The sequence below is a fragment of the Micromonospora maris AB-18-032 genome, assembly GCF_000204155.1.
Taxonomy (GTDB): Bacteria; Actinomycetota; Actinomycetes; order Mycobacteriales; family Micromonosporaceae; genus Micromonospora; species Micromonospora gifhornensis.
Window position 1 is genome coordinate 4,674,073 of sequence record NC_015434.1, and the last position, 15,317, is coordinate 4,689,389.

Genomic DNA, 15,317 nt, shown 5'->3' on the forward strand with positions numbered 1-15,317 from the left:
GGTGTCTCCTCAGTACTCGATGCGCTCACGACGGGTGATCCGCAGCTGCAACGCGGCCAGCAGGATCGTGAAGATCGCCAGGGCCACCGCGATCGCGCAGGCGTAGCCGAACTGGCCCTTCTGGAAGGCGTTGAAGTTGATCACCGACGCGAAAATCTCGCTGGCGTGGTTCGGGCCGCCCTGGCTGGGCGTCATGACGTAGACGAGCGCGAACATGTCCAGCGCGATGAAGCCCAGGTAGACCCAGGCCACCGAGACGGTGTCGCGCAGCAGCGGCAGGGTGATCCGGAAGAAGGTGTGGAAGCGGCCCGCGCCGTCGAGGATGGCCGCCTCGTAGATGTCCTTCGGGATGGACTGCATGGCGGCGGAGAACAACACCATGTAGAAGCCGGCGCCGCTCCAGACCGCGATCACCAGCAGCCACCACAACACCGCCGGTACGCCGAGGAACGGCTCCGGGTCGTACACGAAGGTGATCGGGTCGTCCGGGTCGACCAGACCGATCTTCATCAGTACGCCGTTGATCAGCCCCTGGCCGTCCGCGCGGTAGATCTGTTGCCACATCACCGCGATGACGACCAGGGACAGCACCTGCGGGAAGAAGAAGATCACCTTGTACAGGCCGGAGCCGAAGACGCCCCGGATGCCGGCCTTGTCCTCGCGCCCGCCCACGTTGAGCAGGAACGCGAGGAACAGGGCCAGCGCGATGGTGAACAGCGGCACGGTGACCAGGAAGAAGACGTTGTGCCAGAACGCCTTTCTGATCAGCTCGTCGGAGAACAGCCGGAGGTAGTTGTCCAGCCCGACGAACTGTTGCCGGTCGGAGTAACCTCCCCAGTCGGTCAGCGAGTATCCGGCCGCCTGCAGGAAGGGCCACACCACGTAGAAGAGGTACAGCCCGACCGGCAGCGCCAGAAAACCCGTGACGAAACGCGCAACACCGTGCCGCATTTCCGCTCACTTCCTCGTTCGGTCAGATCGGGATGTCACGCGTTGCGGGTCTGCTTCTTGATCGACGAGTCCTTGGCCACCTTGTCGGCGGCGGCCTGCATCTTGTCGACGAACTGCGCGGCGGTGACCCGACCGGCCATCAGCTCCTGGGAGAGGTTCTGGCTCTCCTTGTCCAGGTCGGCGTAGAAGTCCCAGAACTTGGTCGAGATCAGGTCCTTCGGCGCGTTCTTCATCAGCTCGTTGGCGCTGGCCAGCGTCGGGTCGTCCACGTTGTCGCCGGAGCCCGCGGTCGAGGCGAGCGACTTGGTCAGCTCGGCGAACTTCGCCGAACCGGCCTTGGAGAGCACCGCCCGCAGGAACTCCTTCGCCGCCGCCTTGTTCGGGGCCTTGCTCGGCACCACGATGTTCTCGCCGGCACCGGCGTAGACGTCGTTGGGGGCCTTGTCGGTGGCACCCAGACCCCAGTAGTCGGAGATCTTCATCTCGAAGCCGGGCGGGATGGTCGCCGCCATCTCGTTCTTCAGCCAGGTGCCGACCTGGATGAAGGCAGCCTTGCCGTCCAGCCAGGCCTGCTGCGACTGGGTGTGGTCGAGCCGGCCGGGCAGCACCAGCTTGTCCTTGACCACCTTCTCCCACTGCTCCAACGCGGGCAGCACGCCCTCGGCCCGCCAGGCGTTCTCCTTCAGGTTGTCGATGTCGATGACCGCCTGCTTACCTGCCGACTTCCAGATGGTGGCCATCAGCGCCCAACGCGGGTAGTAACCGTGCACGGCGTCGTACACGTACGGTGCCATGCCCTTGGCCTTGATCTTCGGGGCGAGGGCGAAGAACTCCTCGAAGGTCTTCGGCGGCACCCAGCCCTCCTTGCTGAACAGGGCGGCGTTGTACCAGTTGCCCCAGACCGTGTAGGCGAGGTTGACCACGTAGAACTTGCCCTGGAAGGTGCCGTCGGCGACGGTGCCCGGCAGCAGGGTGTCGGCCACGGTCCCCGGGCTGTCCCAGGCCGGGGCGGCGAGCAGGTCGTCCAACGGCTCGATGGCGCCCTCGTTGACCAGGGTGCTGACGTCCATCATGTCGGCGCCCGAGTTCATCACCACGTCGCTGGGCGTGGTCGCCATCTTCGGCTGCTCTTCGGTCTTGATCTTCTGGGTGGAGCTCATGTTGACCGTGACGGTCGGGTGCTTGGCGTTGAAGATCGCCTTGTCTTCCTGCGCCCAGGCGTCACCCAGGCCACCGTTGAAGATGACCACCTTGACGGCGCTGTTCTCCTGCACGCCGAAGGGGTTGTCGTTGCTCTTCTCCCCGGTGTTGTCGGTGCTCGGGCTCGGCGTGCTGCCGGCGCAGGCGCTGAGCAGACCCGCGGCGGGGGTCACCAGGAGACCCGCGGCCGCCGCGCGGCGCAGCAGGGTCCGGCGGTTGAGATCGGGGTTAACGGACATCGTTCGTCTCTCCTTGTGGTGTCGGGTCAGGCGGTGCGCCGGAGACGCCCGGCGTACCGCGACTCGAGGGCGAGGTTGTGCGCGTCCCCACCGGGGACGTTGGCGGAGAGGTAGATAGGGGGCACCTCTCCGACCTGGTGGAACCGTCGTACGACCTCCGCGGTCAACAGCTGCGCCAGCAGCGCCGAGGTGACCGAGGAGACCGCACAGACCGCGCCGCCGCCCTCGAGCGGCAGCAGTGCGTCGCCGTACGGCGCGCCGTTGTCCAGCACGACGTCGGCGAGTTCGACGAGCCGCCGACCGGACGGATGGCGCGGAGCGACCCGACCGGTGTGCTCGACCGAGGTGACCGCGATCAAGGGGTGACCGCGTCCGGTGGCCAGCAGGGCAAGTTCGACAACCGACCCGTTGATGCCGGACTGGGACGCCACCACGAACACGTCCTGTGGCTGCGGTGCGGCGATCTCGTAGAGCTGGTGGGCGACGGCCGGATCGCGTTCCAGCTTCGGGTCGGTGAGCACGTCGCGTGGGGCGTCGCCGTGCAGGACAAGGTCGTGCAGGCTGATCCGGTTGGCGGGGACCAGCCCGCCGGCCCGGGCCACCAGCTCGGCGGCGAACGCCTCGGAGTGCCCGGCGCCGAACGCCTGGAGCACCCCGCCGGCCCGCAGGCTGTCGGCGATCAGGTCGGCGGCCCGGCCGAGTGGTTCGGCACCGGCGTCGACGATGTGGTCGAGCACCGGCCGGACGGCGTCGGCGTACCCCTGGGCACTGATCATGCGGTGGCTCCCCTCGCGGCCTTGTGCCCGTCGACGGCCTGGGCGGTACGCCGGAAGGCCGCGTGGGCGCGGTCGTGGGTGCGCTGGGCGACCGCGATGTAGAGCAGGTCCAGCACGACCAGTTGCGGGTGCCGGGCCGACAGCGCGTCCGGGCGGAAGGTGGTGGCCTGGCTCGCGGTGAGCAGCACGATGTCGGCCAGCTCGGCCAGCGGGGAGCGGCGGAACCCGGTCAGCGCGACGGTGGTCGCGCCTCGGCTGCCGCCCTCGGCGAGCATCTCGATGGCCTCCCGGGTCTGGCCGCTGTGCGAGATGCCCAACGCGACGTCGCCCGGCCGCAGCAGCGCGGCGGCGGCGAGCCCGGAGTGCACGTCGTTCCACGCCCACGCGGCCACCCCGATGCGGTGCAGGCTGAACTGCATCTCCTCGCCCACCAGGGCGCTGCCGCTGGCACCGAAGATGTTGACCCGGCTGGCCCCGGCGATGGCGACCGCGGCCCGTTCCACCTCGCCGAGGTCGAGCAGGGCGGCGGTGTCGTGCATGGCTCGGGTGTCGGCCACGATGATCTGCTCCAGCACCCGCTCCAGCGGGTCGCTCGGCTGGATCTCGCGTCCGATGTCGACGCTCCAGCCCGCCGAGCGGGCCCGGCCGGTTTCGGCGGCGATGCCCAGTCGCAGGTCGGCGTAGCCCTCGAAGCCCATCGCCCGACAGAACCGGGTGACTGTGGCCGGTGAGGTGCCGCTGCGTTCGGCCAGCTCGACGATGGTGGCGCGGGCCGCCGCCTCCGGGTCGCTGAGCACATGCTCGGCGACGCGACGCAGCGCGCCGGTCAGCTCGTCGACACCGGCCCGTACCCGGGCCAGCACGCCGTCGGAGGCGACGCCGACCCCTCGCCGGTCGACCCCGTCGGCATCGGCCACCGCGGTGCCCGCGGAGGTGTCCGCCTCGTGATCAACCATGGGACGCCTTTCCGAAAAGACTGTTAACTGTTAGTGGTAAAAGTTCTTACTGAAGCCACCTCCATGTCAAGACCGTGGGCGAAGTTTTCAAACTGTTACCTGGGACATTCCGGCCCCGACAGTTGCGCACAGCGCCCCGGCCAACGACCGTGACCAGCCTGAACGCACATCGATCAAGGAGGTGGGACGGTGTCCGGCAGCGTCGTGGTCGGCCTCGACGTCGGCGGTACGTCCACCCGCGCGCTCGCGGTGACTCTCGACGGTGACCGCCTCGGCACCGGCCGAGCCGGCGGCGGCAACCCCACCAGCCACGGTGCCGCCCACGCCGCCGAGCAACTCCTGATCGCGCTACGACAGGCCCTCACCGACGTCGACCCGACCCGCGTCCGGGCCGGCGTGATCGGGCTGGCCGGAGCCGGCCGACTACACGCCGACCCCGCCGCCCGGACCGCCGTCGACCACGCCTGGACCGCCGCCGGACTACGCTGCCCGTACGCCGTGCACGGCGACGCCCTGATCGCGTACGCCTCCGGCACGGCCGACCCCGACGGCACCATCCTCATCGGCGGCACCGGCGCCGTCGCCGCACAGGTACGCGACCTGCGGCTGGACCGCGTCGCCGACGGGCACGGCTGGCTGCTCGGCGACGCCGGCTCCGGCTTCTGGCTCGGCCGACAGGCGGTACGCCGACTGCTCACCGCCCTCGACACCGGCACCGACCCCGGCGACCTGGGCCGACGCGTGCTCACCGAACTGACCGGCTCGGCCGAGGTGGCCCCCCACCCCCGGGTCACCGTGGACACCCTCATCCAGACCGTCACCCGCCGCCCACCGGTCGAACTGGCCCGCCTCGCCCCGCTCGTCCTCGACGCCGCCGCCGACCCCACCGCCACCACGTTGATCACCGAGGCCGCCGCCCTGCTGATCGCCACGCTCGGACGGATCCGTCCCCCCGACGACACGCGGGCCCTGGTGCTCGGAGGTGGCCTGCTGACCGGCGACAACCCGCTGGCCGCTGCGGTGCACGCCCAGGCCCGCCGACACTGGTCGCACGCACCGATCGTCCCCGCCGGCGACGGCGCCGCCGCAGCCGCCTGGCTCGCCGCCCGCGACCTACCCGAGGCGACCGACCCGACCGCCCTCCACACCCGTTTGGTCCCACCCACTCCCTGACCCCGCGCCCACTCACGCCCTGACCGCATCCACCCCCAGACCGCGCCCACCCACAGACCGTCCCCCCAGACCGCACCCCACCCACACGCGCGCAGCCACCCGCATCACGCCGTCAGACCCGCCACATCGCCGCTGCGGGGAGGCCTTTGACGTGGTCGACGCCGAGACAGGACAGGCGACGCCGCACGGATGGGATCCGCCACGCCGCCAGAACCACGCCCGATCGCCGCGACAGGTGTCACTACACGCAGGAAACGCGTATCAGGCCGTCAAGATCACGCTCGATGTGGGATCGAGTGGTGTCGGAGACGATGGCGTACCACTCGATCCAGGATCGAGCGTGACCTTGAAGTCGCCCTGCGCGGGAACCCTGCCCTGGCCCCAGGCCGGGCACTTCCCGCTCTGGCGCCCCCGCCCTAGCCTCCGCCACCCCTGGCATCCCGCGCCCTGATCTCGCCACTCAATGCAACCCCCGCCTCGACCTTCGCCACTCCTGGCACCCTCGCCCTGGCCTCCGCCACCCATGGCATACCTGCGCGGGCTTCCCCTGCGCAGGCACCCCTGCCTGGGCCGGGGGCTGGCCGCGGGCTCGGGGTGGAAGGGCGTCGGCGGGCACTGTTGCGTGGGTTGAAGCAGAGCAAAGGGCCAGCAGAGGCCATGGCCGGGTTGGTGGGAGGCCAGAGGAGGGTGACGGCCGTGGTCGCGGCCCGCTCAAGGGTGTGATGCCAGCCGGGCACCGACATCGCCTCGGATGATCATGGCAGCTCGCATACGCTCGGTGCATGCGCCGGTTGGCCCGACTCGCCGCACGGACGCCGGCCGACCGCGAGCGCTATCTCGATCTGCTCCGGGCCTTGGCGATCGTGCTGGTCGTTTTCGGTCACTGGATGATCGCCACCATCTACTACGGCCCGCACGGGCGGCCCGACGGGCACTCGGCTCTGCCGGCGATGCCGTGGGCCTATCCACTGACCTGGGTCGTCCAGGTCATGCCGGTGTTCTTCCTGGTCGGCGGGTACGCCAACGCCGCCTCCCTCGCATCGCAGCGGGCTCGGGGCGGGGACGCCCCCGGATGGTTGCTCGGGCGCAGCGCCCGGCTCTTGCGGCCGACCACCGCACTGGTGCTGGTGCTCGCCGGCAGCGCCCTGATCGCCCGGCTGGTCGGTGCCGAGCCGGGTCAGGTGCGTACGGTGGTCTGGTTCGCGACCGTCCCGCTGTGGTTCCTCGCCGCCTACCTCGCGGTGGTGCCGCTGACCCCGGTGATGTACGCGCTGCACCGCCGCTTCGGGTTGGCGGTACTCGCGGTGCTGGCGCTGCTGGTCGCGCTGGGTGACCTCGGCCGCGCGTTCGGCCCGGCCGACCTGGCCCTACCCAACTACCTGTTCGGCTGGCTGGCCATCCACCAGGTCGGCTTCGCCTGGTACGACGCCCGCCGAGGCAACTGCCAACCGACAGGCATCACAAGCCCCACCACGGGCACCCGGCCAGGCACCGAGGCCGGAAGCAAGCCGAGCAAGTCGAGCGGGCGGACGGAGGGCTTCGCCAGGGTCCGGACCCGCTGCCTGCCGATGTCGCGGCGGGCGGCGTTGCTGATGATCGCGGGTGGGCTGGCCGTCGCGGTGCTGCTCACCGGACCCGGTCCGTACCCGGTGAGCATGATCAATGTGCCGGGTGAGCGGCTGGACAACGCCGCCCCGCCCAGCGTGGTGCTGCTCGCCGTGGCCACCGCCCAACTCGGGCTGATCCTGCTGCTGCGGGAACGGGCCGAACGGTGGCTGCACCGCAGCCGACCGTGGCAGGCGGTGATCGGCGTCAACTCGGTCGTGCTCACCGTCTTCCTCTGGCACCTCAGCGCGGTGATCCTGCTGGTGGGTGCGTTGGACGCGCTCGGGGTGCTGCCCACCCCGGCGGCCGGCACGGGTGCCTGGTTCGCCTGGCGGCTGCCCTGGCTGCTGATGTTGAGCGCGGTGCTGGCCGTACTGGTCACGATCTTCGGCCCGATCGAAGCCCGCACCGGCCGCTCAACAGCGACCCGACACCAGCCCGCCGACCAGCAGTCCACCGGCCAGCACCGACCGAACACCGCGCAGCGCCACCGGTGGGCGGTGGCCCGGGGCGCGACCGCCGTCGCCGGTTACGCGGCCGTGGTGTACGCGATGGCGGCCAACAGCGTCGCCGCGAAGACCGCGCCGGACCCGTTCGGCCTGCCGGTGGCCGCGCTGGTGGCGTACCTGGTCGGGGCGGGTGCCCTGCGGCTGCTCAGGTCTGGGTGGGGAAGCCGAGGTTGACCCCGCCGTGGCGGGGATCGAGCCAGCGGCTGGTGACCACCTTGCCCCGGGTGAAGAAGGCGACGCCGTCCGGGCCGTGCGCGTGCAGGTCACCGAAGAGCGAGGACTTCCAGCCGCCGAACGAGTAGTACGCCATCGGCACCGGGATCGGCACGTTGACGCCGACCATGCCGACCTCCACCTCGTGCTGGTAGCGCCGGGCGGCACCGCCGTCGTTGGTGAAGATCGCCGTGCCGTTGCCGTACGGGCTGGCGTTGACAAGTGCCACCGCTTCGTCGTACGAGGCGACCCGCAGCACCGACAGCACCGGCCCGAATATCTCGTCCGTGTAGATCGACATGTCGGGGGTGACGTGGTCGAACAGGGTGGGGCCGAGCCAGAAGCCGTCCGGGTCGCCGTCGGGCGTCACGTCGCGACCGTCGACGACCGGCACCGCGCCGGCGGCCACCCCTGCCTCCACATAGGACCGTACCCGGTCGGCGTGCGCGGCGGTGACCAGCGGCCCCATGTCGCAGCCGCGCCGACCGTCACCGGTACGCAGTCCGGCCATCCGCTGCGCGATGCGCGCCACCAACTCGTCGGCGACCGGTTTCACCGCCACCAGCGCGGAGATCGCCATGCACCGCTCCCCCGCCGAACCGAACCCGGCGTTGACCGCCGCGTCGGCGGCCAGGTCCAGGTCGGCGTCGGGCAGCACCACCATGTGGTTCTTCGCCCCGCCGAGCGCCTGCACCCGCTTACCGGCCATGGTGGCGCGCTGGTACACGTACCGGGCGACCGGGGTGGAGCCGACGAAGGACACCGCCTTGACCGCCGGGTGTTCCAGCAGCGTGTCGACCGCCTCCTTGTCGCCGTTGACCACGTTCAGCACCCCGTCGGGCAGGCCGGCCTCGGCGAACCACTCGGCCAGCAGCAGGGCCGCGCTCGGGTCCTTCTCGCTCGGCTTGAGCACCACCGCGTTGCCCGCGGCCACCGCCACCGGCACGAACCACAGCGGCACCATCACCGGGAAGTTGAACGGGCTGATCACCGCGACCACCCCGAGGGGCTGGCGCAGACTGTACGAGTCGACCTCGGTGGAGACGTTCTCGCTGTAGCCGCCGCGCAACGCCGAGGGGATGCCACAGGCGTACTCGATGACCTCCAGGCCGCGTTGCACCTCGCCGGCGGCGTCGGCGAGCACCTTGCCGTGCTCGGCGGTGATCACCTCGGCGAGCCGGTCGCGGCGGGCGTGGACCAGCTCACGGAAGGCGAACAGCACCGCGGTCCGCTTGGCCAGCGAGGCGTCCCGCCAGCTGCGGGCCGCCCGCTCGGCGGCCTCCACCGCAACCGCGACGTCCGTGGCGGAGGCCAGCTCCACCTGCGCGGTACGCCGACCGGTGGCCGGATCGAAGACGTCCCCACGCCGCGCCGAACTGCCGCTGACCCGCTTGCCGTCGACGAAGTGCCCGATCAGGTTCATGGGGTCACCGCCTCGGCGGCGCAGGAGCGGATCGCCTCGACCAGGATGGCCAGTCCTTCGCGGGCCTCGTCCTCGGTCAGGGTCAGCGGCGGTCCCATCCGCAGCACGTTGCCGTAGAGGCCACCCTTGCCGACCAGCAGACCACCGGCCCGGCACGCCTCGAAGACGCCGGCGGCCAGTGCCGCGTCCGGTTCGGCGGTGCCCGGTCGGACGAACTCGACGCCGAGCATCAGGCCCTTGCCGCGTACCTCCGCGACGCAGTCGAGGCCGCCCACGGCGGCGCGCAGGCCGTCGACGAGGATCGCGCCGGTGCGGGCCGCGTTGGCCTGGAGGTCGTGGTCGAGCAGGTAGTCCAGCACGGCGTTGCCGGCGGCGGTGGAGATGGGGTTGCCACCGAAGGTGGAGAAGCTGATCGCCGGCACCGACTCCATCACCTCGGCCCGACCGACCACACCGGCCAGGGCGAAGCCGTTGCCGATGCCCTTGGCGAAGGTGAGCAGGTCCGGGGTGACGCCATGCGCCTGGTAGCCCCAGAAATGCTCCCCGGTACGCCCCCAACCGGTCTGCACCTCGTCGGAGACGAGCAGGATGCCGTGTTCGTCGAGGACCTTCTTCCAGGCGGCGAAGAGACCGTCGGGGCCGTGCACGAAACCGCCGACGCCCTGGATCGGCTCGGCGAGCAGGCAGGCCACGTCCCCGCTGGTCTGGGTGGCGAGCACCTCCCGCAGATCCTCCACGGCCGCGTCGATCCGGTCGGCCTCCGGCAGCCGGGACAGCAGGCCGCGCAGCCGCTCACCGGAGTGCAGCCAGGCCACCTGGAGGGGGTTGAGCTGGCTGGCCGACCAGCCTCGGTTGCCGGTGATGCCCATCGTCGCGTACGACCGGCCGTGGTAGCTGTTGCGGACCGCGAGGACCTGGTGGGAGCGGCGATGGTTGGTGGCCATCAGCAGGGCGGCCTCGTTGGCCTCGGTGCCGGAGTTGGTGAAGAAGACCCGCGCGTCCGGGATGCCGGAGAGTCGGGCGATCTTCTCGGCCAGTTCGACCTGCTGACGGATCAGGTAGAGCGTCGAGGTGTGCACGATCCCGGTGGCCAGTTGCCGCTGCACCGCCTCCCGGATCTCGGCGATGTCGTACCCGATCATGTTGGTCAGCACCCCGCCGAAGAAGTCCAGGTAGGTGCGGCCCTGCGCGTCGGTGACCCGGCGGCCCTCGCCGGAGACCACCTCGATCGGATCGGCGTAGTAGAGCGGCATCCAGGACGGAAGCACGGCCCGGTGTCGAGCCAGCAGGTCGTCGGAGGTCATCGTCGCACCCTTCGGTTCGCGGTACCGGCACGCTTTCACCACCGTCGCTGCCCGGACAAGAGTCAACGTGTCGCGGATGGACCCACACTGCCTGACACAACGTCAACGCTTTCCGTGGTACTTCCGCCATACCGCCGCGCTTCCGGTGGCCGCATTGGGCCCGGGCCGCGTTTTCCGTTGCCTGCCGGGTCGACACCTCGTTACTGCGACGGGGTGCCGCCGTCGGCCGGTAGCATCCGATCCGTGTCTGAGTGTGCCGTTCCGTCGCCCGGCACCACCGACCCCAACCGCTCGTCCCCGGCGCCGCCGAGCACCCCGACCGTGCCCCTGCCGCAGGCCACCTGGGCCGCTGAGACCGGCGGGGATGTGCGCGTGGACGGCATCGCCGGCTGGGTCGGCAGTGCCCCGCTACGCGGGCTGGTGGCGCACTTCGGTGGGCGATGGCCGCACGGCGATCTCGGCGCGGTGCTCGCCGGGCTGGACGCCTTCTCCGCCCGGTGCTGGGACTTCCGCGCCGGCCGGGAACGCCCCGAGGCCCGGGAGCCGAACCTCGACCCGGCCACCGTGGAGTTGGTGTACCGGTGCGCCGACGCGCTCGGCCTGGTCCGCGCCCGGCCACCGGCCCGCAGCCGGTACGCCCACCTGGTGGTGCTGGGCGGCCTGGCGCACGCCTGTCTGCGCCGGGTCGCGTACGCCGGGCATCTGCTGCGTACCGGGATGGACGTCGCCGGTGAGGTGGCGGTGCTGGGCAGCTTCCGGCAGTTGTCCGAGGTGGAACGGCGTACCCTCGCCGAGGTCGGGGTGACCGGCTGCGACACCGAGGTCGACGCGCTGGACGCGGCGGTACGTCGTACGTTCGCGGTGTCCGAGCCGGAGACCGAGGACGGTCTGGACGCCGACCACCCGCACCACTCCTGGTCGTCACGCACCTACCGGCCGGCCGGGCAGCCGCCGGTGCGGGTGCTGGCTGCCCCGTCGAGCGAGCCGGAACGCCGCCGCGCGCACACCGCCGACACCCAGCGCTTCTGGGCCGAGCACGCCCAACTGGCCCGCGCCGACGAGGTGCTGCTGGTCACCGCGCCGATCTACGTGCCGTTCCAGCACTGCGACGCGCTACGCACCCTCGCCCTGCCGTACGCCTGCGAGGTCGAGACCGTCGGCGTCGACCCCATGCTGCCCGACCTGAACCGGCTGCCCGAGCCGACCCTCACCCCTGGCCGCTACCTCCAGGAGATCCGCTCGGCCATCCGCTCCCTGCGCGCCCTGCACACCGCCGTCGGCACACCACCCGCCACGGCCCAGAGCGGGCTGCACCGTGTCCGAGCCGGCCGGGGCGGAACCGGTACGGCGCAGCCGTCGTCGGATCCGTGACGGCACCGAAGACGTGAACAGGAGGAGTGGATGGCTCACCCGCCTCGCCATGGCAGGCGAGCAGTGCTGCTGCTGGCGCTGGCCGTCACCGGCTCGATCCTGACCGCCGGCTGCGCAGACCCGGCGGCCCCCGGCGCGGGGGCGCAGGATCCGGAGTTGGTGAGCGCGGCCCAGGTCGTGGAGGCGGAGCTGCGGCAGTCGTTCGAGGACACCTTTGCCGGGCTCCAACTCGACCACGCGGCGAACCGGCTGATCGTCTACCGGCGGCCGGACCCTCGACTGGACGCCCGGGTACGGGAGCTGGCCGCGTCGGTCACCGTCGATCTGCGGGACGCGGCGTACTCGCTTGCCGCCATGCGTCGCACGGTGGACCGCGTGGTCGCCGACAGCGGATACTGGGCCGAACGGGGCATCACGATCACCGGGGCGGCACCCCGGGCGGACGGCTCGGGAGTCTCGGTCTACACCCGCACCGGTGACGAGGCGGAGCGCACAGCGTTGTCCGAGCGCTATCCGGAGATGCCACTCGACGTGCAGAAGCGGACGATCGTGCCGCCGACCCACCAGCCGCCGTCCGACATCGTGATCGGCTGAGCAGGCCGCACCGACCGATGGGCGGGATCAGCAGGAGCCCGACCGATCTCTCGGCCGGGCTCCCGGGTCGCCGGTCAGCCGACGTTGATCCGTACGCCGATCGTGTTCATGATGTCCACGACCTCGCCGTAGAGGACGCTCGACGAGCACGCCCGGCCAGGGTAGACGTAGCCGGTGCAGGGTCGCTCCTGGTTCAGGTCGATGGCGGAGATGACGCCCCGGGCGATGGCCCGCTGGTCCGTCGTGCGGATCGCGTAGACCGGGCCGCCGCTGTCCCCGTTACCGGCCACCGAGACACCGGGCAGCTGGGCGTTGACCATGTTGGTCATCACGCCGACGCCATGCGCCGGCGGGTCGAACTGGTACGAGATGCCGGTCGCGGCGACCCGGATGCCGCACACCGTCCCGGTGTACGAACCGGAGGTGCAGACCAGCTCCCCGATGGTGCTCCGACTCGCGCCGCCGACCCGGATTCCGCTCGTCGCACCGAGGTCGTTGTTGTTCGGGTTGACCGGTGTGCCGTGGTAGACCGCGTTACCCGCGCCGTCCGGGGTCAGGATGGCGTGCCCGTCGTGCGCGAGGGCGCGGCTGGTGATGGTGCTTCCGTAGGTGTTCCGCTCCGGGCCGTTGCCGAAGTTCACCGCGCCCGTACGCCACTCACCCTGGCCGCAGTGGGCCGCGCTCAGCAGGTACGTCGCGACACCGTTGAGCCCGGTCACCCCGAACGCGTTGCTGCAACTGCCACCGGCGGTGCGGTCCATGTAGCCACCACCCCAGTAGGGGCCCCAGTCGTACCAGCGGCTGGCCGGGACGAGTTCGCTGCTCAGGTCGACGGTGAGCGGGTACTTGCTGTCGAGCGCGGGTACCGACCGCAGCGCGGACGCCACACTCGTGCCGGCCGGCAGACCACCGATGTTGACCTTGATGCCACTGCCGTCCGGCATCGGCATCGCCGCCATCACCCGTTGCGCGGACGGCTTGCCGGAATGCAGCGGCAGCCGGACGAGACGTTCCACCTCGCGACGCAGCTCCGCCTCGGTGTAGGCGGCCGACCGGACGACGACCGTGATGCCCGCGCTGCGGGCACGCCCGATCTCGGCCGCGACCGTCTCGGGCATCGTGCCGGCCCAGTAGAGCCGCAGCGTGTTGCGTTCCGGCTCGACGACGATCCCCGCCACGTCGCCGGAGGCCGTCGCGCCCTTCGCGGCGAGGTCTCGAATGGTGGTGACGACCCCGCTCAGCTCCTCCTGTGCCCGCATGGCGGCGAGCAGCGATGGAGTCATTCCGGGCGTCTTCGCCAGGAGATCGTCAACGTTGCTGATGACGGATCTGTCCGATGCGGATGGTCCTGGAGCGGCCAGTACGGCCGAGGGGGTGGCAGCCACGGCGACCGCCAGCACCGTGACGAGGGCGGCCGGACGTAAGGCGGACAGGCGTTTTCCCATGAACACTCCCCGAAGTGTTGACTGTGGTGCGACACATCGATACATCGATGATCACGCTTGCCGTGCTGCCGACCGTAATCGACTCACATACGATCCGCAACCATCTTCAAGGGATGTTCACCAATACAACACTCATCGACCCGCCCGAAATCGGGCAGGTCGATCGAGCCGGAAGCCGGCGGAGATGGACTACCTCGGGGCGGTGGCCCGGACGGCTTCGGCGAAGACCTCCGAGCGGTGTTCGAAGTTGCGGAAGCGGCCGTAGCTGGGAGCGGCCGGGGAGAGTAGGACGACACCGCCGACCGGCGTGACCTGGCGGGCCAACTGGACGGCGGCGGCGAGGTCGTCCACCAGGTCGGTACGCACCTTCGGCAGGCCGGCGAGCGCCTCGATGATGCGCGGGCCACTGTCCGGGATGCCGATCACGGTCAACTCCCGCTCCGCCAGGTGCTCCCGCAGCGGGGTGTAGTCGACACCTCGGTCGTTGCCGCCGACGATCACGGTCAACGGCCGTCCCTCGTACGCGTCGATGGCGTGGATGGCCGCGTACGGGCTGGTGGCCAGGGTGTCGTCGACGAAGGTCAGGCCGGACGGGTCGACGATCTCGGTCAGCCGATGGGCCAGCCCCTGGAACTCGGCCACCGCCACGGCCAGGGCGTCCTTGCGGCCGACGACGTCGACACCGAGCGCGTCGAGCACCGCCAGGGCGACGCAGAGGTTGCCCTCGTTGTGCCGGCCGACCAGCGGCAGCACCGCCCGGGGGAACAGCGGCCGGTCGACCAGGTGGAACCAGGGGGTGCCGTCCGGCCCGCCGGCCACGTTCACCGAGTCCGCCGTGCCGGCGCGGATCGCCGCCCGGTCGCCCAGCTCGAACGCCAGCCGGGGGTCGGCGCCGTTGACCACCACCGTGCGCGGCCCGTACGCGATCAGGTTGAGCTTGTCGCGGTAGTACTCCCGTTCGCCGCCGTGCGCGTCGAGATGCTCGGGGAACAACGCGGTCACCACCGCCACCCGGGGCGAGTCGGTCAGGTCGCTGCACTGGTAGCTGGACAGCTCCAGCACGTACAGCTCCGCCTCCGGCAGGTCCAGCGTCGGTACGCCGATGTTTCCGCCGAAGACGTTGGGCCGGTCCATCGCCGTCAACAGGTGGTGGATCAGGCTGGACGTGGTGCTCTTGCCCTTGCTGCCGGTCACCCCGACGGTGCGGTCACCGTGGTCGGCCATCCACAACGCGGTGCCCTGGGTGATCGTGACGCCCCGGCGACGCAGCTCCACCAGCCACGGGTGGGTCTGCGGCACGCCCGGCGAGCGGACCACCACGTCGGCGGCGGCCAGCCGCGCGAAGCCCTCCTCGCCGGTGATCAGCGGGGCGGCCTCGGCCAGCGGCCCCTCCCAGGGCAGCGTGAGGAAGTTCGCGCTGTCGTCCACGGCGACCAGGTCCGCCGGTCCGTGGGCGGCGATCGCGATCACCGCGGCCCGGCCCTCCCGGCCGGCCCCCCAGACGGCGACGGTACGTCCGCGCAGGTCAGACAGGCGCACAACTTCTCCTCGGGGGCGA

Annotated in this window: 12 protein-coding genes; 4 read left to right on the forward strand and 8 right to left on the reverse strand. The window is 71.0% G+C overall.

Annotation, left to right across the window (positions count from 1 at the left end):
- Positions 1-9: 9 nt before the first annotated feature.
- From VAB18032_RS20570 to VAB18032_RS20585, 4 genes are read right to left on the reverse strand one after another with little or no spacing between them, the layout of a single operon-like run.
- Positions 10-951, reverse strand: coding sequence for a carbohydrate ABC transporter permease (locus tag VAB18032_RS20570; protein WP_013734837.1), 942 nt, complete (start codon positions 949-951; stop codon positions 10-12).
- A 35-nt stretch (positions 952-986) separates the two neighbouring features.
- Entirely contained in the window at positions 987-2,390 is a 1,404-nt protein-coding gene (gene ngcE, locus VAB18032_RS20575; protein WP_013734838.1) for an N-acetylglucosamine/diacetylchitobiose ABC transporter substrate-binding protein, read from the reverse strand.
- A 26-nt stretch (positions 2,391-2,416) separates the two neighbouring features.
- The gene (locus tag VAB18032_RS20580; RefSeq protein WP_013734839.1) at positions 2,417-3,166 is read right to left on the reverse strand and encodes a sugar isomerase domain-containing protein; all 750 of its coding nucleotides are present in this window, start codon (positions 3,164-3,166) and stop codon (positions 2,417-2,419) included.
- Positions 3,163-4,122, reverse strand: a complete 960-nt coding sequence (locus tag VAB18032_RS20585; RefSeq protein WP_013734840.1) for a MurR/RpiR family transcriptional regulator — start codon at positions 4,120-4,122, stop codon at positions 3,163-3,165. Before VAB18032_RS20585 ends, VAB18032_RS20580 begins: the two co-directional genes overlap by 4 nt.
- A gap of 189 nt (positions 4,123-4,311) precedes the next feature.
- On the opposite strand from VAB18032_RS20585, the gene VAB18032_RS20590 reads away from it, so the two are divergent.
- Complete coding sequence (locus VAB18032_RS20590; RefSeq protein WP_013734841.1) at positions 4,312-5,295, forward strand: N-acetylglucosamine kinase; 984 nt, start codon at positions 4,312-4,314, stop codon at positions 5,293-5,295.
- A gap of 782 nt (positions 5,296-6,077) precedes the next feature.
- Positions 6,078-7,583 (forward strand): acyltransferase family protein, encoded by a 1,506-nt coding sequence (locus VAB18032_RS20595; protein WP_013734842.1) that lies wholly within the window; start codon positions 6,078-6,080, stop codon positions 7,581-7,583.
- Here VAB18032_RS20595 and VAB18032_RS20600 read toward each other — a convergent pair.
- Both VAB18032_RS20600 and VAB18032_RS20605 read right to left on the reverse strand, forming a co-directional pair.
- On the reverse strand, positions 7,555-9,045 hold the full coding sequence (locus VAB18032_RS20600) for a CoA-acylating methylmalonate-semialdehyde dehydrogenase (protein ID WP_013734843.1): 1,491 nt from the start codon (positions 9,043-9,045) through the stop codon (positions 7,555-7,557). The two genes, VAB18032_RS20595 and VAB18032_RS20600, sit on opposite strands and share 29 nt — an antisense overlap.
- The gene (locus VAB18032_RS20605; protein ID WP_013734844.1) at positions 9,042-10,349 is read right to left on the reverse strand and encodes an aspartate aminotransferase family protein; all 1,308 of its coding nucleotides are present in this window, start codon (positions 10,347-10,349) and stop codon (positions 9,042-9,044) included. The genes VAB18032_RS20600 and VAB18032_RS20605 overlap by 4 nt, the downstream gene beginning before the upstream one ends.
- Positions 10,350-10,592: 243 nt before the next feature.
- On the opposite strand from VAB18032_RS20605, the gene VAB18032_RS20610 reads away from it, so the two are divergent.
- Together VAB18032_RS20610 and VAB18032_RS20615 are read left to right on the forward strand one after the other, a co-directional pair.
- Complete coding sequence (locus tag VAB18032_RS20610) at positions 10,593-11,720, forward strand: hypothetical protein (protein WP_232510835.1); 1,128 nt, start codon at positions 10,593-10,595, stop codon at positions 11,718-11,720.
- A 30-nt stretch (positions 11,721-11,750) separates the two neighbouring features.
- Entirely contained in the window at positions 11,751-12,314 is a 564-nt protein-coding gene (locus VAB18032_RS20615) for a hypothetical protein (protein ID WP_126710560.1), read from the forward strand.
- Between the two features lie 74 nt (positions 12,315-12,388).
- Here VAB18032_RS20615 and VAB18032_RS20620 read toward each other — a convergent pair whose 3' ends face one another.
- Together VAB18032_RS20620 and murD are read right to left on the reverse strand one after the other, a co-directional pair.
- Positions 12,389-13,597, reverse strand: coding sequence for a chymotrypsin family serine protease (locus tag VAB18032_RS20620; protein ID WP_043721403.1), 1,209 nt, complete (start codon positions 13,595-13,597; stop codon positions 12,389-12,391).
- Between the two features lie 351 nt (positions 13,598-13,948).
- On the reverse strand, positions 13,949-15,298 hold the full coding sequence (murD, locus tag VAB18032_RS20625) for a UDP-N-acetylmuramoyl-L-alanine--D-glutamate ligase (RefSeq protein ID WP_013734848.1): 1,350 nt from the start codon (positions 15,296-15,298) through the stop codon (positions 13,949-13,951).
- Positions 15,299-15,317: the final 19 nt, after the last annotated feature.

What these genes read in the sequence shown, in the direction of transcription:
- VAB18032_RS20570 (WP_013734837.1), bottom strand. Translation starts at nt 951, where the DNA reads ATGCGGCACGGTGTTGCGCGTTTCGTCACGGGTTTTCTGGCGCTGCCG.
- ngcE (WP_013734838.1), bottom strand. Translation starts at nt 2,390, where the DNA reads ATGTCCGTTAACCCCGATCTCAACCGCCGGACCCTGCTGCGCCGCGCG.
- VAB18032_RS20580 (WP_013734839.1), bottom strand. Translation starts at nt 3,166, where the DNA reads ATGATCAGTGCCCAGGGGTACGCCGACGCCGTCCGGCCGGTGCTCGAC.
- VAB18032_RS20585 (WP_013734840.1), bottom strand. Translation starts at nt 4,122, where the DNA reads ATGGTTGATCACGAGGCGGACACCTCCGCGGGCACCGCGGTGGCCGAT.
- VAB18032_RS20595 (WP_013734842.1), top strand. Translation starts at nt 6,078, where the DNA reads ATGCGCCGGTTGGCCCGACTCGCCGCACGGACGCCGGCCGACCGCGAG.
- VAB18032_RS20600 (WP_013734843.1), bottom strand. Translation starts at nt 9,045, where the DNA reads ATGAACCTGATCGGGCACTTCGTCGACGGCAAGCGGGTCAGCGGCAGT.
- VAB18032_RS20605 (WP_013734844.1), bottom strand. Translation starts at nt 10,349, where the DNA reads ATGACCTCCGACGACCTGCTGGCTCGACACCGGGCCGTGCTTCCGTCC.
- VAB18032_RS20615 (WP_126710560.1), top strand. Translation starts at nt 11,751, where the DNA reads ATGGCTCACCCGCCTCGCCATGGCAGGCGAGCAGTGCTGCTGCTGGCG.
- VAB18032_RS20620 (WP_043721403.1), bottom strand. Translation starts at nt 13,597, where the DNA reads ATGACTCCATCGCTGCTCGCCGCCATGCGGGCACAGGAGGAGCTGAGC.